At 67.8% G+C, this 18,608-nt stretch carries 16 protein-coding genes; 11 read left to right on the forward strand and 5 right to left on the reverse strand.

Annotated elements, in window-relative coordinates:
- Nucleotides 1–31: 31 nt before the first annotated feature.
- The 3 genes from ptsP (at nt 32) to ACFVJ3_RS01695 (ending at nt 4,342) form a co-directional block, all read left to right on the forward strand.
- Nucleotides 32–1,702 carry a phosphoenolpyruvate--protein phosphotransferase gene (gene ptsP / locus ACFVJ3_RS01685; protein ID WP_378450377.1) on the forward strand — a complete coding sequence of 557 codons (1,671 nt, stop codon included), beginning with the start codon at nt 32–34 and terminating at the stop codon, nt 1,700–1,702.
- A 69-nt stretch (nt 1,703–1,771) separates the two neighbouring features.
- Nucleotides 1,772–3,088 carry a uracil-xanthine permease family protein gene (locus ACFVJ3_RS01690; protein WP_378450378.1) on the forward strand — a complete coding sequence of 439 codons (1,317 nt, stop codon included), beginning with the start codon at nt 1,772–1,774 and terminating at the stop codon, nt 3,086–3,088.
- 111 nt (nt 3,089–3,199) lie between these two features.
- Nucleotides 3,200–4,342 (forward strand): acyl-CoA dehydrogenase family protein, encoded by a 1,143-nt coding sequence (locus ACFVJ3_RS01695; protein WP_378450379.1) that lies wholly within the window; start codon nt 3,200–3,202, stop codon nt 4,340–4,342.
- A gap of 88 nt (nt 4,343–4,430) precedes the next feature.
- On the opposite strand, the gene lexA is transcribed toward ACFVJ3_RS01695, so the two are convergent.
- Complete coding sequence (gene lexA, locus ACFVJ3_RS01700; protein WP_378450380.1) at nt 4,431–5,162, reverse strand: transcriptional repressor LexA; 732 nt, start codon at nt 5,160–5,162, stop codon at nt 4,431–4,433.
- A 264-nt stretch (nt 5,163–5,426) separates the two neighbouring features.
- Here lexA and ACFVJ3_RS01705 point away from each other — a divergent pair, with 264 nt between their 5' ends.
- Both ACFVJ3_RS01705 and nrdR read left to right on the forward strand, forming a co-directional pair.
- The gene (locus ACFVJ3_RS01705) at nt 5,427–5,921 is read left to right on the forward strand and encodes a LysM peptidoglycan-binding domain-containing protein (protein WP_378450381.1); all 495 of its coding nucleotides are present in this window, start codon (nt 5,427–5,429) and stop codon (nt 5,919–5,921) included.
- A gap of 180 nt (nt 5,922–6,101) precedes the next feature.
- Nucleotides 6,102–6,566, forward strand: coding sequence for a transcriptional regulator NrdR (gene nrdR / locus ACFVJ3_RS01710; RefSeq protein WP_015890458.1), 465 nt, complete (start codon nt 6,102–6,104; stop codon nt 6,564–6,566).
- Between the two features lie 124 nt (nt 6,567–6,690).
- Here the strand turns inward: nrdR and hrpA are convergent, their stop codons facing one another.
- Entirely contained in the window at nt 6,691–10,578 is a 3,888-nt protein-coding gene (gene hrpA, locus ACFVJ3_RS01715) for an ATP-dependent RNA helicase HrpA (protein ID WP_378450382.1), read from the reverse strand.
- A 70-nt stretch (nt 10,579–10,648) separates the two neighbouring features.
- On the opposite strand from hrpA, the gene ACFVJ3_RS01720 reads away from it, so the two are divergent.
- Both ACFVJ3_RS01720 and ACFVJ3_RS01725 read left to right on the forward strand, forming a co-directional pair.
- On the forward strand, nt 10,649–11,293 hold the full coding sequence (locus tag ACFVJ3_RS01720) for a Pr6Pr family membrane protein (protein ID WP_378450383.1): 645 nt from the start codon (nt 10,649–10,651) through the stop codon (nt 11,291–11,293).
- A 97-nt stretch (nt 11,294–11,390) separates the two neighbouring features.
- Nucleotides 11,391–12,470 (forward strand): alpha/beta fold hydrolase, encoded by a 1,080-nt coding sequence (locus ACFVJ3_RS01725; RefSeq protein ID WP_378450384.1) that lies wholly within the window; start codon nt 11,391–11,393, stop codon nt 12,468–12,470.
- On the opposite strand, the gene ACFVJ3_RS01730 is transcribed toward ACFVJ3_RS01725, so the two are convergent.
- Entirely contained in the window at nt 12,432–12,815 is a 384-nt protein-coding gene (locus tag ACFVJ3_RS01730) for a VOC family protein (RefSeq protein ID WP_378450385.1), read from the reverse strand. The genes ACFVJ3_RS01725 and ACFVJ3_RS01730 overlap by 39 nt on opposite strands.
- A 155-nt stretch (nt 12,816–12,970) precedes the next feature.
- On the opposite strand from ACFVJ3_RS01730, the gene ACFVJ3_RS01735 reads away from it, so the two are divergent.
- Together ACFVJ3_RS01735 and ACFVJ3_RS01740 are read left to right on the forward strand one after the other, a co-directional pair.
- Nucleotides 12,971–14,335, forward strand: a complete 1,365-nt coding sequence (locus ACFVJ3_RS01735) for an MFS transporter (RefSeq protein ID WP_378450386.1) — start codon at nt 12,971–12,973, stop codon at nt 14,333–14,335.
- A gap of 63 nt (nt 14,336–14,398) precedes the next feature.
- Complete coding sequence (locus ACFVJ3_RS01740) at nt 14,399–15,631, forward strand: aspartate aminotransferase family protein (protein WP_378450387.1); 1,233 nt, start codon at nt 14,399–14,401, stop codon at nt 15,629–15,631.
- Here the strand turns inward: ACFVJ3_RS01740 and ACFVJ3_RS01745 are convergent.
- Nucleotides 15,595–15,897 carry a hypothetical protein gene (locus ACFVJ3_RS01745; protein WP_378450388.1) on the reverse strand — a complete coding sequence of 101 codons (303 nt, stop codon included), beginning with the start codon at nt 15,895–15,897 and terminating at the stop codon, nt 15,595–15,597. The two genes, ACFVJ3_RS01740 and ACFVJ3_RS01745, sit on opposite strands and share 37 nt — an antisense overlap.
- An 18-nt stretch (nt 15,898–15,915) precedes the next feature.
- Here ACFVJ3_RS01745 and ACFVJ3_RS01750 point away from each other — a divergent pair, with 18 nt between their 5' ends.
- Nucleotides 15,916–16,632, forward strand: coding sequence for a hypothetical protein (locus ACFVJ3_RS01750; RefSeq protein WP_378450389.1), 717 nt, complete (start codon nt 15,916–15,918; stop codon nt 16,630–16,632).
- On the opposite strand, the gene ACFVJ3_RS01755 is transcribed toward ACFVJ3_RS01750, so the two are convergent.
- Entirely contained in the window at nt 16,618–17,298 is a 681-nt protein-coding gene (locus ACFVJ3_RS01755; protein WP_378450390.1) for a PhzF family phenazine biosynthesis protein, read from the reverse strand. The genes ACFVJ3_RS01750 and ACFVJ3_RS01755 overlap by 15 nt on opposite strands.
- A 110-nt stretch (nt 17,299–17,408) precedes the next feature.
- Between ACFVJ3_RS01755 and ACFVJ3_RS01760 the strand changes: the two genes are divergently transcribed.
- Nucleotides 17,409–18,332 (forward strand): LysR substrate-binding domain-containing protein, encoded by a 924-nt coding sequence (locus tag ACFVJ3_RS01760; protein ID WP_378450391.1) that lies wholly within the window; start codon nt 17,409–17,411, stop codon nt 18,330–18,332.
- Nucleotides 18,333–18,608 lie beyond the last annotated feature (276 nt).

An 18,608-nucleotide genomic window follows, 5' to 3' on the forward strand; every position in this document is an offset into this window, starting at 1 on the left:
TGAAGCAGAACAAGCCGGCCAGGAGGACCCGATGACCGAAGACCGTGAAATCGTGCGAGGTACGCCGGTGGTACCGGGCATTGCCTACGCGCCGGTGATCTGGCCGGCTCCGCGGCCGGAGGTCGCGCCCGGATCGGCCCGGATCGACGAGGCGTCGCGCGACGCGGAGAAGGTCCGCTTCGAGGAAGCGGCCGCCGTGGTGTCGCAACGACTGCGCGACCGTGCGGCGAGCGTCTCCGGCGCCGCAGCCGAGGTGCTGCAGGCGAACGCGGCGATGGCGGCCGACCGCGGCTGGCTCGGTGCCGCGCAGAAGCTGATCGCCGGTGGAACCCCGGCCGAGGAAGCGGCAGCCGAGGCCACCGAACAGTTCGCCACCCTGTTCACCAAGATGGGCGGGCTGATGGCCGAACGGGTGACCGACCTGCGCGACATCCGGGACCGCGTCGTGTCCGAACTCCTCGGCCTGCCCGAACCCGGCATCCCCGTGCCGACGACACCGTCGATCCTGTGTGCCCAGGACCTCGCGCCCGCCGACACCGCCGGTCTCGATCCCGAGCTGATCGTCGGACTCGTGACCGTCCTCGGCGGCCCCACGAGCCACACCGCGATCATCTCGCGGCAGCTGGGAATCCCGTGTGTCGTCGCGGTTCGTGACCTCGAATCCGTCGGATCGGGCACCCCCGTCCTCCTCGACGGCTCGGCGGGCGAACTCGTGGTGGAACCGGACCCCGTCGAGGCCCGCGCCGCCGTCGAACACGGCCGCGCCGAACGGGTCCGCATTCAGTCGTGGGAGGGTCCCGGCCGCACGAGCGACGGACATTCCGTATCGATTCTGGCCAACGTTCAGGACGGGGCCGGTGCGCGGTCGGCGAGCGCGACGGCTGCCGCCGGCGTGGGACTGTTCCGCACCGAATTGTGCTTCCTGGACCGAGATTCCGAGCCCGGTGTCGACGAGCAGGCCGAGATCTACGGCGAGGTGCTCGACGCGTTCGCCGGAAAGAAAGTCGTGATCCGGACCCTCGACGCGGGATCGGACAAGCCGCTGCGCTTCGCCAACCACGCCGAGGAAGCGAACCCGGCGCTCGGGGTCCGCGGAATCCGGATCGCCGAACAGAACCCGGGCATCCTCAGCAGGCAACTCGACGCCGTCGCCGCCGCGGCGAAGCAGACGCAGTCGCACCCGTGGGTGATGGCACCGATGATTTCGACTCCCGCCGAGGCCGAATCCTTCGCGGCGGAGGTCCGCGCTCGTGGACTCGTGCCCGGCGTGATGGTCGAGGTACCGGCCGCCGCGCTTCTGGCCGACCGTCTCCTGCGCCACGTCGACTTCCTGTCCATCGGCACGAACGACCTTGCGCAGTACACGATGGCCGCCGATCGGATGTCCTCCGATCTGGCGTCGCTCACCGACCCCTGGCAACCGGCGGTCCTCGCGCTCGTCGCCCGCACGGCCGAGGCGGGCATCGCGGCAGGCAAACCGGTCGGCGTCTGCGGCGAGGCGGCCGCCGACCCGCTGCTCGCCTGCGTGCTGATCGGACTTGGGGTCACGTCGCTGTCCTGCGCGGGTGCTGCCGTGTCCGGTGTGGGGGCGAAGGTGGAATCGGTCACGCTGGACGACTGCCGTCGTGCCGCCGAGGACGTGCTCGCCACGAGCGATCCCACGGAGGCGCGCGCCGCGGCGGTACGGGTGCTGGGCGCGTAGTCCCGGTTTGCGACGGGATCCGGTCCCGAAGGCGCGAACCTCCCAGATCGTGCCTACTATTGGCGAACTGTGACGAAAGAAGAAACCGACGCCCCCGGCGGCTCTGCCGGCCCGTCCACTCCCACGCGGGTGTTCGGGTGGACGCTGCACGGCGACGGCAGGCGGATCGGTGAGGGTGAGGTGGTCGCTCCCGGCGAGCGCCTCACCTGGCCGCGCACGGTCGGAATCGGGATGCAGCACGTCATCGCGATGTTCGGCGCCACCCTCCTGGTGCCGACGATCACCGGGTTTCCGGTCACGACGACACTGCTGTTCTCGGGTATCGGGACGGCCCTGTTCCTGCTCATCACCCGCGGCCGCATCCCCAGCTATCTCGGGTCGTCGTTCGCGTTCATCGCGCCGCTGACGGCGTCGCAGAGTTCCGGTCCCGCCGCGCAACTCGGCGGTGTCGCCGCTGCGGGTCTGTTGTTGCTCGTGGTGGGTATCGCGGTGAAGCTGGCCGGATCGCGGGTCATCGACGCCGTCATGCCGCCCGTCGTCACCGGCGCCGTGGTCGCCCTGATCGGGCTCAATCTCGCGCCCACCGCGGTGGATTCGTTCGAATCGCAACCGCTGATCGCCGGGGTGACGCTGCTGGCGATCCTGCTCGTGACAGTGCTCGGTCCGGGACTGCTGGGCCGTCTCGGCATCCTCGTCGGTGTCGTCGTCGGCTGGGTGTTCGCCGCCGTGATCGGCGGGCTCGCCGAGGAGCGGGTGACGGCGCTGCGGGATGCGGCCTGGTTCGGCGTCCCCGAACTGCGGGGACCGACGTTCGAATGGTCCGTGATCGCGCTGACCCTCCCGGTGGTGATCGTCCTGATCGCCGAGAACGTCGGCCACGTCAAGGCGGTGTCTGCCATGACGGGTCGTTCGCTCGACGACGTCGCCGGCGACGCTCTCGTCGCGGACGGGCTGGCCACCACTCTCGCCGGATTCGGCGGCGGCTCCGGAACCACCACCTACGCCGAGAACATCGGAGTGATGGCCGCGACGCGGGTCTACTCCACCGCCGCCTACTGGGTCGCGGCCGGCACCGCCGTGGTCCTCGCGTTCTCACCGAAGTTCGGAGCCCTCGTGTTCACCGTGCCGAACGGGGTCATCGGCGGCGCCACCCTCGTGCTGTACGGACTGATCGGCGTCCTCGGTGTGCGCATCTGGATGGACGCCGAGGTGGATTTCACCGACCCCGTGAACCTCACCGTGGTCGCCGCGGCGCTCGTCGCCGGCATCGGCGACCTCACGCTGACGATCGGATCCGTGGAACTCGGTGGCATCGCGTGGGGTTCGGTCGGCATCCTCGTCGCCTACCCGGTAATGCGCTCGCTCGCGCGGTTCCGCAAGCCCTGACACTGTGACCGGATGGGTCACGAATCCCGATCACCTGGGTCATTCACCACATAGTTCCTCGCCTCTACCGTCGAACGAGACGTACCCGGATAGTTGATACGAGGAGTCGGCGTGGAGCGCACCCTGTTCGAACCGGAGCACGAACTGTTCCGGGAGTCGTACCGCAAGTTTCTCGAACAGCACGCCGAGCCGAACCACGCCAAGTGGGAAGAGCAGAACATCGTCGACCGCAGCCTGTGGGTCGAGGCCGGCAAACAGGGCTACCTCGGTATGGCCGTGCCGGAAGAATTCGGCGGCGGCGGCGTGCGCGACTTCCGGTACAACGCGATCGTCACCGAGGAGACCACCCGCGGCGGATACAGCGGCATCGGCTTCACCCTGCACAATGACGTCGTCGCGCCGTACCTGCTCGAACTGAGCAACGAGGAGCAGAAGCAGCGCTGGCTGCCCGGCTTCGCGTCGGGCGAGCTGATCACGGCCATCGCGATGACCGAACCGGGCACCGGCAGCGACCTGCAGGGCATCAAGACGCGCGCCGTGCGCGACGGCGACGACTGGGTCCTCAACGGTTCCAAGACCTTCATCACCAACGGCATCAACGCCGACCTCGTCATCGTTGTCGCGTGTACCGATCCCGACAAGGGGGCGCAGGGATTCAGCCTCCTTGTCGTCGAACGGGACATGCCGGGCTTCGAACGCGGCCGCAACCTCGACAAGATCGGGATGAAGGCGCAGGACACCGCGGAACTCAGCTTCACCGACGTCCGTATTCCCGCCGCCAACCTTCTCGGCGAGGAGGGGATGGGCTTCCTCTACCTGATGAAGAACCTTCCCCAGGAGCGGCTGTCGATCGCAGTGGTGGCCGCGGCCGCAATGGAATCGGCACTGGACATGACGATCCAGTACTGCCGCGACCGGAAGGCCTTCGGCAAGTCGATCGGCAGCTTCCAGAACACCCGCTTCGTGCTCGCCGAACTCGCCACCGAGGCAACGGCCGTCCGAGTCCTCGTCGACAAGTTCATCGAACTGCTCAACGACGAGAAGCTGTCGGTCCAGGAAGCGGCGATGGCCAAGTGGTGGACCACCGAGGCGCAGGTCCGGCTGATCGACCGGTGCCTGCAGCTGCACGGCGGCTACGGATACATGAAGGAGTACCCGATCGCCAAGGCGTACATGGATTCTCGTGTCCAGACCATCTATGGCGGTACCACCGAGATCATGAAGGAAATCATCGGTCGCGGCCTCAATCTCTGACGAGGCACGACCTGCGTATCCGGGGTGGATGCGAGGAGGCCCCACGGCAATCGCCGTGGGGCCTCCTCGTGTCTGCAAGCGGCAGTGACTAGATCTTGCGCATGACCGTGACGACTTTGCCCAGAATGACTGCGTCGTTGCCGGGGATCGGATCGAACAGGGGATTGTGCGGCATCAGCCACACCTCGTTCTCGGTGCGCTTGAACGTCTTGACGGTGGCTTCGCCGTCGATCATCGCTGCCACGATGTCTCCGTTGTCCGCCACGTTCTGCTGACGGACCACGACCCAGTCGCCGTCGCAGATCGCGGCATCGATCATCGATTCCCCGACGACCTTGAGCAGGAACAGCGAGCCCTGGCCCACCAGTTCACGGGGTAGGGGGAAGACGTCCTCGACTGCTTCCTCGGCGAGGATCGGGCCACCGGCGGCGATCCGGCCGAGAACCGGGACGAACGCGGGTTCCGGCAGGGGGGCGCCGTCGGCGCCGGACTTGACCGCGGCCAGCCCGACGGCGGCGCTCGCGTTCGCTGCCGCTCCCGCCGCCACCTCGTCGAGACCGCGCACGTCCACGGCGCGCGGACGATTGGGATCCCGGCGGAGGAAACCCTTCCGCTCCAGCGTGCGCAGCTGATGAGCGACGGAGGACGTGGAGGTGAGCCCCACGGCGTCGCCGATCTCGCGGATGCTCGGCGGATATCCGCGCTCGTTCACGGACGTGCGAATCACCTCGAGGACGCGGCGCTGCCGGTCGGTCAACCCGGCGGCGGAGCCACCGCTCACACGTGGAGTCGAACCGTCGGTCGAGCTGTCGTCCTTCATGGCGAGGTGCCTCCGTCTGTATGTGGATCTTCTCGGTATGGGTCGCATGTGACTGCTGTGCCGCGTGACACGAATCTATCCCGCTTTCCTCGGAGTTTCAAACATCTGTTCGACACGTGTCGCGAGAAGTAGAGACATTGTCGGAGTGCCGTGGTAGAAATCGAACATGTGTTCTTTCGAACGCGTGATCGAACACCCGGCGGGGTCGGACGCCGACCGGGGCGGTAGCGGATACGACAACGGATACGAGCAGCGGAGGTACCGATGAGCAACGCAGTTCTCCATCGGCAGGCAGTGCTGAACCGGCAGGCACTCGAACGGGGTGTCGTCCGTTCCGGGGCCGCACGGTCGTACCGGACCGAGCCTCGGCGTCGCACCGACGGCGAGCTGCGACGTCCGTCGTCCGGCGCCGTCGCGTACCGGCCCACCCACGCCGGTGTCTCCCGCGCCGATCACGCGCGCGGGGCGAACGACGTCGGCTGGCGGATGGTGCTCGCGAGCGTCGTGATCACCGCGGGTGTGTTGTGCGGGCTCGTCGGGGTGGCTCAGCTGGCCACCACCGACGGTGTGAGCAACTCGGCGGCCACGGAGGTCGTGCAGGTGCAGCAGGGGGAGAGCCTGGCCGCGGTCGCGGCGCGGATCTCCCCGGAATTGCCGGTGGCACAGGTGGTCGAGCGGATCATGGAGCTGAATGCCATGTCCAATTCGGCGCTCCACCCGGGCCAGAGTCTGATCGTCCCGTCGTCCTCTACCCGGTGACGGGGGTGGCTCTGCATGACTGTCCCATCGGCCGGCCGAGTAGTCTCGGATGCTGTCAGTCCCACCACTTCGTGTGGTCGCGTCGAGATCGTGCATCCGCTGCGTGAATCCGTTTTCGTCGGTTCGCCATCGGGGGAGGCGAACAGTTGCGGCCACGACGGCTACGACGAAGGAATCGCCATGCACTGCCCGTTCTGCCGGCACCCCGATTCACGTGTGGTCGATTCGCGAGAAGCCGACGAAGGACAGGCCATCCGTCGCCGCCGTTCGTGCCCCGAGTGTGGTCGCCGATTCACCACCGTCGAGACCGCCGTCCTGTCGGTGGTCAAGCGCAGTGGTGTCACCGAGCCGTTCAGCCGGGAGAAGGTGGTGCGGGGTGTGCGACGCGCCTGCCAGGGCCGGCAGGTGGACAATGACGCACTGAATCTTCTTGCCCAGCAGGTCGAAGACGCGGTCCGGGCGTCGGGGTCCGCGGAGATCCCGAGCAACGAGGTGGGCCTCGCCATTCTCGGTCCGCTTCGTGATCTCGACGAGGTGGCGTACCTGCGCTTCGCGTCCGTGTACCGGTCGTTCAGCTCCGCCGAGGACTTCGCGCGCGAGATCAAAGAGCTACGCGAACATCGCGAGTCCCGAGACGACGCCTGAGCCGGCGCGTCAGCGCACCTTCTCCATGGCCCGCGCGTCAGCGCACCTTCTCCATGGCCCCGCGCGTCAGCGCACCTTCTCCATGGCCCCGCGCGTCAGCGCACCTTCTCCATGGCCCCGCGCGTCAGCGCACCTTCTCCATGGCACTGAGCACGCGCTTCTCCGAGACCGGGATCGGTGTCCCGAGCGTTTGAGCGAACAGGCTGACGCGCAGCTCCTCGATCATCCAGTGAATCGCATCGACCTCGGGTGAGTGCTGTCGTTCTTCCGGCAGACCCGCGAGCATGCGTTCGTATCCGGCGTACACCCGGTCGAGAACGTCCATCCCCTTCTGGTCGCGCGGTGCGCTCGCGGGAAGGGCTTCGAGACGTGCCACCGCGGCGGCGAGGTAGCGGGGCAGGTCGCGGAGGCGTGTTGCACCGATGTCGGCGACGAATCCGGGAAACAGCAGCGACTGCCGTTGTTCCCGCACGTCGTCGGCGGCCTCACCGGTGGCACGGTCCAGCACGACGGCGAGCCGATGGTCCGCCTCGAGTACCGGCGACACCAGTCGCAGGAGCACCGCCACATTCCGGGCCATCGCCGCGCGCGCCGTCGCCACGAGGGCGTCGAATTCCTGCGGTGTGCGCACCGGAGTGCCGTGCGCGACGATCAGCTGGTTCGCGGCGGCGTTGCGGCAGTCGTCGATCAGGGCGTCGAGGCTGCCGTCGGGGTTCTGCCCGAGCGCCAATCGCTGTGCGTTGCTCAGGCCGGACGTGACCGTCTTCGCCTGGGTGGGAACGGCGGCGAGGAGCAGCCGGCGCGTTCCGGCGCGCATCGCGCCTCGTTGCGCCGCGGCGGTGCTGAGCACGCGGACGGCGACACCGTCACCCTCCGGGACCAGGGCGGGGTAGCCGGTGACCTTCTGGCCGCCGAGTTCGCGTGTCACGGTGGCCTCGAGCGAACCGAGGGTGGCGGGGGTCCACGTGAGTGCAGGCGGCCGCTCCGAGTTCGAGGCCGCTTTCGCCACTTCCACCTGGACGCGGGGAGCGAGCGACTTGCGCAGCGACACGAGGTCCTTGTCCCGGCCGAGGACGGCGCCCTTCTCGTCCACGGCAGCGAACGTCATGCGCAGATGGTCAGGGAGCGCGGTGACGTCGAAGTCCTTGGGGTCGATGCGACAGGCGCCGAGCCGCGACAATTCGCGTGCCATCGCCGTGGCGAGCGGTTCGGAGCGGGGTTTCACGGCGGCCAGCGCGGCGGTCGCGTAGTCCGGTGCCGGAACCACCTGTCGGCGAAGGGTCTTCGGGAGTGTCTTGATCAGGGCGGTAACCAGTTCGACGCGCATGCCGGGGACCAGCCAGTCGAAGCCGACCGGGCGCAGGCCTGCCAGCAACGCGATCGGGATGCGGGCGGTGACGCCGTCGTCCTCGGTGCCGGGCTCGAACTGGTAGGTGAGGGGGAACTGCATGTCGCCCTGACGCCAGGCGTCGGGGTATTCGCCGCCGAGTACTGCGGCCGACTCGGCGTTGACGACCGTCGCCTGGGTGAACGTGAGCAGGTCGGGATTCTTGCGGCGGGCGGCCTTCCACCAGGAGTCGAAATGCCGGGCGGAGACCGCTTCCGGGCCGACGCGCTGGTCGTAGAAGTCGTAGAGAGTGTCGTCGTCCACGAGGATGTCGCGCCTGCGGGCGCGATGCTCGAGTTCCTCGACGTCTTCGAGGAGTGCGCGGTTGGCGTGGAAGAACTTGTGCTGCGTCTGCCATTCGCCCTGCACCAGAGCGTGGCGGATGAACAGGTCCCGGGACGTCTCGGGGTCGATGGTGCTGTAGGTGACCGCACGCCGGGCGACGAGCGGGATCCCGTACAGCGTCACGCGTTCGTAGGCCATCGCGGCGCCGCGCTTCGACGACCAGTGCGGCTCGGAGTAGGTGCGTTTCACGAGGTGCGGCGCCAGCTTCTCCGCCCACTCGGGTTCGATCCTGGCCGACATCCGCGCCCACAGCCGCGACGTCTCGACCAGCTCGGCGGCCATGACCCATCGCGGGGGCTTCTTGAACAGGCTCGAGCCTGGAAAGATCGCGAATCGGCTTCCGCGGGCCCCGAGGAAGTCTCGTTTGTCACCCTCGCGCAGTCCGATGTGCGACAGCAGTCCCGCGAGGAGGGACTGGTGGATCGCCGCCTCGCCTGCCGGGGTGTCGGTGGTGTCCCAGCCCAGTCCGCGGGTGATCTGCCGGAGCTGACCGTGCAGGTCCTGCCACTCGCGGATGCGCAGCCAGTGCAGGAACTCGTTTCGACACATTTTCCGGAACTGGTTGGACGACAAATCGTTCCGCTGCTCGCGCAGGTACTTCCACAGTTCGAGGAACGCGAGGAAGTCGGAGTTCTCCACGGTGAACCGGGCGTGCTTCTCGTCCGCCGCCTGCTGGAACTCGGCGGGACGTTCCCGCACGTCCTGGATCGAGAGGGCGGAGACGATGACCAGCACCTCGGACAGGCAGCCGTTCCGGTGCGCCTCGACGAGCATCCGGGCCATGCGCGGATCGACGGGGATCTGCGCGAGTTCGCGTCCGACCGGGGTGAGGACGGGCCGCTCGTTCTGGGTTTGCCGCTCGATCGCCCCGAGTTCCTCGAGCAGGCCGATGCCGTCGCGGACGGCCCGCGGGTCGGGCGGCTGAAGGAACGGGAACGCGGCGATGTCGCCGAGGCCGAGCGCCGTCATCTGCAGGATGACGGATGCGAGGTTGGTGCGCAGGATCTCCGGTTCGGTGAACACGGGCCGCGCCTCGAAGTCCTCTTCCGAGTAGAGCCGGATGCAGATGCCCTCGGCCACACGGCCGCAACGTCCCGAACGCTGGCGGGCGGACGCCTGCGAAATCGGTTCGATCGGCAGACGCTGCACCTTGGTGCGCACCGAGTAGCGGGAGATGCGGGCGGTTCCCGGGTCCACGACGTACCGGATGCCGGGCACGGTGAGGGACGTTTCCGCGACGTTCGTCGACAGCACGACCCTCCGCCCGGTGTGCGGCGTGAACACCTTGTGCTGTTCCGCCGCCGACAGGCGGGCGTACAGGGGCACGATCTCGGTGCCGCGCAGCCTGCGGTCGCGCAGCGCGTCGGCAGTGTCGCGGATCTCCCGTTCGCCGGAGAGGAAGACCAGGATGTCGCCCTCGCCCTCGCCGGAGAGCTCCTCGACTGCCTCACACACCGCGTCGACGGGGTCGCGGTCGAAGGTCTGGTCGCCGACTTCCACCGTGAGTGGGCGGTACCGCATCTCGACGGGGAATGTGCGCCCGGACACCTCGACGATCGGTGCGGGCACCCCGTCGGTGGCGAAGTGCTGCGCGAAGCGTTCCGGGTCGATCGTGGCCGACGTGATGATCACTTTCAGATCGGGCCGGCGGGGGAGGAGCTGCCTCACGTATCCGAGGATGAAGTCGATGTTGAGGCTGCGTTCGTGGGCCTCGTCGATGATCAGCGTGTCGTACCGGCGCAGCATCCGGTCGCGCTGGATCTCGGCGAGCAGGATTCCGTCGGTCATCAGCTTCACCAGCGTGCCGTCCGACACCTGGTCGGTGAATCGCACGGTGTAGCCGACGGTCTCACCGAGTTCGCTGCGGAGTTCCTCGGCGATCCGTTCGGCGACGGTCCGCGCCGCGAGACGGCGGGGCTGGGTGTGTCCGATGAGGCCGCGGACACCACGGCCGAGTTCGAGGCAGATCTTCGGGATCTGCGTCGTCTTGCCGGATCCGGTCTCGCCGGCGACGATGACGACCTGGTTCTCGGCGATCGCCTTCGCGATGTCGTCGCGGCGCTGGCTGACCGGCAGCGAGTCGGGGTAGTCGATGACGGGGACGCTGTCGAGTCTTCGTGTGATGCGTCCGCGTGCGGCGGCGATCTCGTCCGACAGGGACGCGAGGGCTTCGGGTGTACGCGCACGGTCGAGTCGCCGGCGGAGCCGGTGTTCGTCGCGCAGAGTGAGTTCGCCGAGGCTGTTCTTCAGTTCCCGCCGGCTGGGTGCTGTGGTGGACATGCTGGACCCCAGCCTAGCCAACCCGGTGGATCGCCCTGTGCCGCGCCCGCCCGTATGCGAATATCGGCGCATGGACGCTGCCGTCGTCACGGACCTGCGAGGTCACAGGGTCGTTCGGGTTCTGCGGGCGGTGTTCGCCGTCTACGGACTGATCGCGTTGCTGTGGATTCCGCTCCGCAGCGCAGGCAGCGGTGACTTCTCACTGGCCAACTACCTCAGCTACTTCACCATCGAGAGCAATATGCTCGCCGTCGTCGTCCTCCTGATCGGCGCGATCCGGAATCCGCAGTCGCGGGGCTGGCAGCTGTTCCGGGGTGCGACGACTCTGTACATGGTCATCACCGGAATCGTGTACGCGGTGCTGCTGGCGAACATCGACGTGATGCTGCAGGACGACTGGATCAACACGGCGCTGCACCGCCTGCTGCCGCTCGTCCTGCTGCTCGACTGGGTGATCGCGCCGTCCCGGGTGCGGATCTCCGACGCGCAGAGCCTCAGCTGGCTGGTGTTCCCGGCCGTGTACGGCGCCTATTCCCTGATGCGGGGTCCGATCGCCGGCTGGTACCCGTATCCCTTCCTGGATCCCCGACAGCAGGGGTACCTCCAGCTCGCCGTCACGGCGGTCGTGTTGTTGCTGGCGATGGCGTTGATGGCGCTCGCCGTGAACGCGGTGGGACGTCTCGGTGCGCGCCGCCGGTACGGGGAGGAACGGTAGCGGCGAAGTTGCGCGCGTACGATTCGCGGGCCGCGCTATCCTCCACTGGACAGGCGTCCGCGGGATCCTCCGTGACTTCGGCAACGGCTGGGAGATTATGTTCGACGAGTTCGCAGGCGAGACTTTCGACCTGCTCAGCCGCGACCGCGGCAGTGTGGTCGCCGCCGACGACGGAGTGCCGCTCGCGGTGCGCGAGGTGGGCCCGGCGTTCGCCCCCCTGACGGTGGTGTTCGTTCACGGCTTCTGCAACCGGATGACGGGGTGGCACTTCCAGCGGGTCCAACTCGAGGAGACATGGGGCTCCACGATCCGCATGGTGTTCTTCGACCTACGGGGGCACGGCAATTCCGGGGTGCCGCGCCGCGACACGTGCACGATCCCGCATCTCGCGCGGGACGTGGACGCCGTGATCCGGGCGCTCGTGCCCGAGGGGCCGATCGTGCTGGTCGGCCACTCCATGGGCGGCATGGCCGTCCTCTCGTACGTCGGGCAGCATCCCGATTTGATCGGTTCCCGCATCGTCGGGGTGGGCCTGATCGCCACCGCCGCGGAGAAGCTGGGGGACGTGGGACTCGCGCGTACCCTCAACACGCCGGTCGTCGCCGGATTCAGCACCGCGGCCCGGCACCTGCCGCGCGTGGTGCAGAGCGGTCGCGGCGCGAGCAAGAGGGTGCTGGCGCCGATCCTGAGGTCGGCGTCCTTCGGCGACCGCAGGATCAGCCCGGCCATCATGTGGCATTCCGAGCAGATGATCAACGACACGTCCCTCAAGACACTCGTCGATTTCCTGCCGTCGTTCAAGAATCACGACGAGACGGCGGCCGTGCCGTTGCTGGCACCGATCGAGACACTGATCGTGTGCGGCGATCGTGACCTCCTGACCCCATTCCGGTATTCGAAGGCTATCGCCGGGGAGTTGCCGGACACGGAACTGGTGAAGGTGCCAGGCGCTGGGCACATGGTGCAGTTGGAACGCGCAGACCTCGTCTCGGATGCGATCGATCGTCTCCTGACCCGTTCCGTCGAAACTCTTCCCACACCGAGTGCCTGGAACGAGTGGGTCCGAGCGATCACCGACTACGTCGACCACGCACGGCACTGGATCGCCCACGGCGGGCCCGCCGCCTGGTGGCGAGGCTCACGCAATCGTCCCGTCGTCGGCCCCACGTTCCGGTAGCACGCAGAATTCGTTGCCCTCGGGGTCGGCGAGAACCACCCAGGGGACGTTCGGGTCGTCGCCCAGCCGGCGGGCGCCGAGCGAGAGAAGCCGCCGGACCTCCTCGTCCCGGGATCCGGACGACGGCGCGATGTCGAGGTGCAGGCGGTTCTTCCCGGACTTCGGGTCGTCGACGGGCTGAAACACCAGTGACGGGGACCCCGGTGCGTTCGATTCGACGTACTCGAGCCCGTACGAGTCCTTCCATCGGCGGGTCGACGGATAGCCCAGGGCGTCGCCCCAGAATCGGGCCAGCAATTCCGCGTCACGGCAGTCGATGGCGATGGCGATGATTCGGCTGGTCATGGGTTGTGGATACCCGCGCGCCGGAGATCGCACACCGTCACGGGGACGGCTCGGGCGCGCCTCCGCGCCGTGTCTGTAAACGGCAAACGCGCGACAACACGTGCCACTCGGGCCACAATGAGTGAACGCGAAACCGGCCCCAGGAGGCGGGATCAATGGCATCTGCGAGTTCGCCAGCCGAGCAGGAAACCCTCCCACCAGGTGTTCTCCGTCGCGCGATCGCGGCGTCGGCGATGGGCAACGCCACCGAATGGTTCGACTACGGTGTCTACGCGTTCACCGTGTCGTACATCTCGGCCGCGTTCTTCCCCGGCGACACCGGTTCGGCCACCCTCTACGCCCTGCTCGTGTTCGCGGTGTCGTTCGTCGTGCGACCGCTCGGCGGCCTCGTGTGGGGTCCACTGGGTGACCGGCTCGGACGCCGCCAGGTTCTGGCACTGACGATCATCCTGATGGCGGGTGCGACGTTCTGCGTCGGCCTCGTGCCGGGATACGACGTCATCGGTTTCTGGGCGCCTCTGCTGCTGGTGCTGCTGCGCATGATCCAGGGCTTCTCGACCGGCGGCGAATACGGCGGCGCGGCAACGTTCATGGCCGAGTATTCGCCGGATCGCAAGCGCGGTTTCTGTGGAAGTTTCCTCGAGTTCGGCACCCTCGGCGGTTACGCGCTCGGTGCGATCGTGGTCCTGGTGGTGGAGTCGTTTTCCTCCGATCCGTTCATGTCCACCTGGGGCTGGCGTATCCCGTTCCTGATCGCGGGACCGATGGGTCTGATCGGCCTCTACCTGCGCACCAAGCTCGAGGAGACACCCGTGTTCCGGGAATTGGACGCGGAGGGCGAGGTTGAGCCGGGGACGACCCACGAGTTCAAGGACCTGGTGACCGAGTACTGGAAGCCGTTGCTGCTGCTCGGCGGCCTCGTCATCGCGTTGAACGTCACCAATTACACCCTGCTCAGTTACATGCCGACGTATCTGGAGACACAGATCGGCCTGACGTCCACCGCGTCGCTGACCCTGTTCATCGTCGGACAGCTCGTCATGATGGCGGTCATTCCGTTCGCAGGCGGGTTGTCGGACCGGGTGGGCCGAAAACCGTTGTGGTACGGCTCGCTTGTGGGATTGATCGTGCTCGCCGTCCCGATGTACCTGCTGATGCGTCAGGGTTTCGGATGGGCAGTCCTCGCATTCTCGGTGCTCGGGTTGCTGTACGTCCTGCAGCTGTCCACGATTTCGGCGACGTTCCCGGCAATGTTCCCGACGCATGTGCGGTTTGCGGGTTTCGCCATCGCGTACAACGTGTCGACGTCGCTGTTCGGTGGCACGGCCCCCGCAGTCAACGAACTACTCATCGAATGGACCGGCAACACACTGATGCCGGCGTTCTACATGATGGCTGCGTGCGCGATCGGCCTCGTCGCGCTGTATTTCGTGGCCGAGACGGCGGGCGCGTCCATCCGCGGTCGCGGGATACCGGGAATCGACACCCAGCCACACCCCACCGCCCTGGCGGAGAAGTGACGCGGCACGATCCTCTGCGAGGCGTCGTGGCATAGTCGCCTTCGGGCGGGGTTTCACGAAGGGATGAGCATGGCGTCGGCACTGTGGCACGGATTCGCGGACATGGGTGCGGTGGAACAGAAGGGTGCCTTCGTGGTGTCCCGCGGCGAGGGCGCGTACATCTGGGACGACCGAGGCAACCGTTACCTCGATGCGACGGCCGGTCTGTGGTTCACCAACGTGGGGCACGGTCGTGCTGAGATCGCGGACGCCGTCGCACAGCAGTTGCGGACAATGGCCCATTTCTCGAACTTCGGTGACTTCGTACCCGAGACCACCGCGACCCTGGCAGATCGTCTCGCGACCATCGCGCCGGTGCCGGGCAGCAAGATTTTCTTCACATCCGGTGGTTCGGATTCCGTGGACACGGCGGCCAAGCTCGCCCGCCGCTACTGGCACGAGATGGGCAAGCCGTCCAAGACGATCGTGGTCGGCCGCCAGAAGGCCTATCACGGGATGCACGTGGCGGGCACCGCGCTGGCGGGAATTCCCGCTAACCGTGAGGGTTACGGTGAGTTGATGGCCGACGCCGCCACCGTCGCCTGGAACGATGCCAAGAGCCTGCTCGAACTGATCGAGAAGATCGGTGCCGACACGATCGCCGCGTTCTTCTGCGAGCCCGTCATCGGTGCGGGCGGGGTCTACCTGCCGCCGGAGGGTTACCTCGCGGAGGTCCGCGACATCTGCCGCGAGCACGACATCCTGTTCGTCGTCGACGAAGTGGTCACGGGATTCGGCCGCATCGGTGGCGAGTGGTTCGCGTCGACGCGATTCGATCTGCAGCCCGACATGATGACGACCGCGAAGGGGCTCACCTCCGGGTACGTCCCGATGGGTGCGGTGTTCATCGCCCCGCGCGTGGCCGAGCCGTTCTTCGCCGGCGGGGTCTGGTGGCGACACGGCTACACCTACGGTGGGCACGCGGGTGCCGCCGCGGCGGCTCTCGCCAACCTCGACATCATCGAGCGCGAGAACCTGCTGGCGGAGTCGAAGCGGCTCGAGTCGTCACTGCACGAGCACCTCGCACCCCTCGCCGACCACCCGCGGGTCGAGGAGGTGCGCAGCGGTCTCGGTGCGGTCGCGGCGGTGCAGCTGGCCGATCCGGCGGAAGCGCTCCCGTTCGTGAACACGTTGCGTGAACACGGGATCTCGGGGCGCGCCGCCGGTCAGGGCGCCATGCAGATCTCGCCGGCGTTCGTGATGACGGACGAGCAGGTCGCTCAGCTCGCGGACGGGATCCGCCGGGCCCTGGGCTGATCGGTCCCGGTGCCCCGCCTGCGAAAGCGGCGCACGGCACCGGTGACCCGGTCCCGCCAGGTGGGCGGGGTCAGATCGATCTCCTTCTGCCCGTCGTGCGCCGCGTACGCGCGGGTGTAGCGCTCGTGGAGACGCGCCCGAACCTCGTCGGGCGTGTACGCCTTGCGTTGCCGATCCGCCCGCACCGCGACGACCCCGGTCGCGGCGACACCCACCACACCGGCAAGTCCGAGAAGTTTCCACCATTGCCTGCCACGAGGTCGCATCCTTCTAGGCTAGGGCCCATGGACGCGCCACGGCACACGGACGCACGACGACACGGTTCCACCATCGACCTCGACACCGCGGTCGAGGTCACCCGCACCGGCGACATCTGGATCTTCCGCGGAGAGTCTCCGGCGGACAGGGCGATTCAGACGCTGACGAACAGTCCGGTCAACCACGTCGGCATGTCGGTGGTCCTCGAGGACCTCCCGCCGCTCATGTGGCACGCCGAACTCGGACATTCGCTGCAGGACATGTGGACGGGACGCTTCCAGCGCGGTGTGCAACTCCACGACCTGCGCGCCGCGGTCCAGGTGTGGGGTGCGCGGTACGGGCAGCGGGGATGGCTGCGCCAGCTCGCCGAACCCGCGACGTCGCAGCAGGAGGACGCGTTGCTGCGGACGATCGCGCGGCTCGACGGAACCCCGTTCCCGTCCACCGCGAAACTCGCGTCACGGTGGTTCGGCGGGCGCCTGCCGGGGACGGGGCGCCGGCACGAGAAGTCGGGCAGCCTCGAAAGCGCCTATTGCGCCGAGGTGGTCGCGCAGACGTACGAGGAGATGGGTCTGATCAGCGGGCGCAGGCGCACCAATTGGTACGACCCCGGCAAGTTCTGGAGCGGCGACAGGCTCCCCCTCGCTCCGGGGGTGACGCTGGGCCGGGAGATCGAGGTGACCCTGAGCGAAGCCGACCTCACCGCGGGGCGAGGCCGGCGGCCGTCGTCAGAGGGTGCGTGACTTCTCGGGGACGACCCGTCCGCCGACCTCGATCCAGCCGGCGGGATCGTAGGTGGTGCGCAGCTCGGATCCCTTGCCCTGGGTGATCAGGAGTGCGTGCCGAAGGTGTGCGGTGATCCGGACGGCGGCGGCTCCGGTGGCCTCGTCCTCGGTGATGCCCATGTCCGGGGCGAACATTCGCGACCGGATCGAATGCTCGACCTTGTCGGTCCAGGCCCACAGATAGTGGTGTCCGGCACCGAACTTCTTCGGGTCGGCTGCCTGAACCTCGCGCACGCTGTTCATGGGGTACAGCGAGAACTCGGGTGCCCACTCGGGCCGGGCACGCACCCAGGTGATGGCGCCGGAACGGCGGGTGGCGACGGGGCCCGCGGGCACGTCGAGCGTGTTGACCGCCGCGCCGCGCTCGTGCAGCCACCAGGACAGCCCGACGGTGGGATGTCCGGCGAAGGGCAGTTCGGTGGTGGGGGTGAAGATCTGCGCGCGCGCGTGCTCGTCACCGGATCCGGGGATGTCGACGAAGATCGTCTCGCTGTATCCGAGTGCGGCGGCGACGGACTGCCGGTCCTCGGGCGGGACGGCCGAGGAGTCGACGATGCCGAGCGGATTGCCGTGGCGTCCTTTGTCGTCGGTGAACACCCGGACGACGTCTACGTGGATGGGCATTGACGCACCCTATCGCTCGTCGACCTCGAGGAAGTGCGTCGACCGTGGAGTGGTCGCCAGCGGCCCCGGGTCAAAAGGCGGCGGTGATGGATAACGCTAAACTGATAGGCATGGCTGATCAGAGTTATCAACCCACACTGTCGCAGCTGCGTGCGTTCGTTGCGGTCGCGGAATACCGCCATTTCGGCACGGCAGCAGCACGATTGAGTGTGAGTCAACCCACACTGTCGCAGTCGCTGGCCGCCCTGGAGAACGGGCTCGGCGTGCAGCTCATCGAGCGCAGCACCCGTCGCGTCCTCGTCACCGCGGCGGGGGAGCGGCTCCTCGGTCAGGCCAAGGTCATCCTCGAGGCCGCGGACGGTTTCGTCGCGACGGCCGCGGGTGTCGGCGACCGGTTGGCCGGACCGCTGCGTATCGGGCTGATCCCCACCGTGGCCCCGTACGTGCTGCCTGCCCTGCTGCCGGCGCTGCGCGCGGAGATGCCCGCCCTCGAGCCGCAGGTCATCGAGGACCAGACGGCGCGACTCCTGGAGGCGTTACGGGTGGGCGCGCTCGACGTCGCGGTGCTGGCGTTGCCGAGCGGTGTCAGCGGACTCGTCGACATTCCTTTGTACACAGAAGATTTCGTGATGGTCGTCCCGGAGGGGCACGCGCTGGCGGGTCGCACCGACGTCTCGCCGCAGATGCTGGACGCGCTTCCCCTCCTGCTGCTCGACGAGGGGCACTGCCTGCGCGACCAGACCCTCGATCTGTGCCGCTCCGTCGACGCGCACCCGGTGGCGGGCGACACCCGCGCCACGTCGCTGTCGACGGTGGTGCAGTGCGTTGCGGGCGGACTCGGCGTGACCCTGGTGCCGGAATGCGCCGTCAAGGTGGAGACGGGACGGGGGCCGCTCGCGACCGCCCGCTTCGCGGCTCCGGCACCCGGCCGCACGATCGGCCTCGTGTTCCGCTCGTCCAGTGCCCGCGCGGACGGCTACGGGCAACTCGCCGGCCTGCTCACGAAGACGGCGTCGGTCGGCGCGCCGACCTGACGGTCGGGCCTAGTACTGCAACGGCACTTATGGCAGGTGGCCGCGGGTTCGGTAATGACAGATGCGGGCCTGGTGTTGTCGGCGTCTGCGCCAGTGTGACCAGGACCAGACGTGCTCGTCGGGGTGGGCGTGTCGCAGGATCAGATACACGAGTAGGCGGCGGATCTCGGGTACCGTGTAGCCGATCATGCCCTGATCATCGGTTCCGATTCCCCCTTTACCGCTTCGGTTTTCGTCCCGGCGAGCCAGGCGAGAGCGAGCATCGACAAGGTGATG

Origin of the sequence: Rhodococcus sp. NPDC127593, assembly GCF_042671975.1 — a bacterium.
Classification (GTDB): domain Bacteria; phylum Actinomycetota; class Actinomycetes; order Mycobacteriales; family Mycobacteriaceae; genus Rhodococcus_F.

What these genes read in the sequence shown, in the direction of transcription:
- ptsP (WP_378450377.1), top strand. Translation starts at nt 32, where the DNA reads ATGACCGAAGACCGTGAAATCGTGCGAGGTACGCCGGTGGTACCGGGC.
- lexA (WP_378450380.1), bottom strand. Translation starts at nt 5,162, where the DNA reads ATGAAGGACGACAGCTCGACCGACGGTTCGACTCCACGTGTGAGCGGT.
- ACFVJ3_RS01705 (WP_378450381.1), top strand. Translation starts at nt 5,427, where the DNA reads ATGAGCAACGCAGTTCTCCATCGGCAGGCAGTGCTGAACCGGCAGGCA.
- nrdR (WP_015890458.1), top strand. Translation starts at nt 6,102, where the DNA reads ATGCACTGCCCGTTCTGCCGGCACCCCGATTCACGTGTGGTCGATTCG.
- hrpA (WP_378450382.1), bottom strand. Translation starts at nt 10,578, where the DNA reads ATGTCCACCACAGCACCCAGCCGGCGGGAACTGAAGAACAGCCTCGGC.
- ACFVJ3_RS01720 (WP_378450383.1), top strand. Translation starts at nt 10,649, where the DNA reads ATGGACGCTGCCGTCGTCACGGACCTGCGAGGTCACAGGGTCGTTCGG.
- ACFVJ3_RS01725 (WP_378450384.1), top strand. Translation starts at nt 11,391, where the DNA reads ATGTTCGACGAGTTCGCAGGCGAGACTTTCGACCTGCTCAGCCGCGAC.
- ACFVJ3_RS01730 (WP_378450385.1), bottom strand. Translation starts at nt 12,815, where the DNA reads ATGACCAGCCGAATCATCGCCATCGCCATCGACTGCCGTGACGCGGAA.
- ACFVJ3_RS01735 (WP_378450386.1), top strand. Translation starts at nt 12,971, where the DNA reads ATGGCATCTGCGAGTTCGCCAGCCGAGCAGGAAACCCTCCCACCAGGT.
- ACFVJ3_RS01740 (WP_378450387.1), top strand. Translation starts at nt 14,399, where the DNA reads ATGAGCATGGCGTCGGCACTGTGGCACGGATTCGCGGACATGGGTGCG.
- ACFVJ3_RS01745 (WP_378450388.1), bottom strand. Translation starts at nt 15,897, where the DNA reads ATGCGACCTCGTGGCAGGCAATGGTGGAAACTTCTCGGACTTGCCGGT.
- ACFVJ3_RS01750 (WP_378450389.1), top strand. Translation starts at nt 15,916, where the DNA reads ATGGACGCGCCACGGCACACGGACGCACGACGACACGGTTCCACCATC.
- ACFVJ3_RS01755 (WP_378450390.1), bottom strand. Translation starts at nt 17,298, where the DNA reads ATGCCCATCCACGTAGACGTCGTCCGGGTGTTCACCGACGACAAAGGA.
- ACFVJ3_RS01760 (WP_378450391.1), top strand. Translation starts at nt 17,409, where the DNA reads ATGGCTGATCAGAGTTATCAACCCACACTGTCGCAGCTGCGTGCGTTC.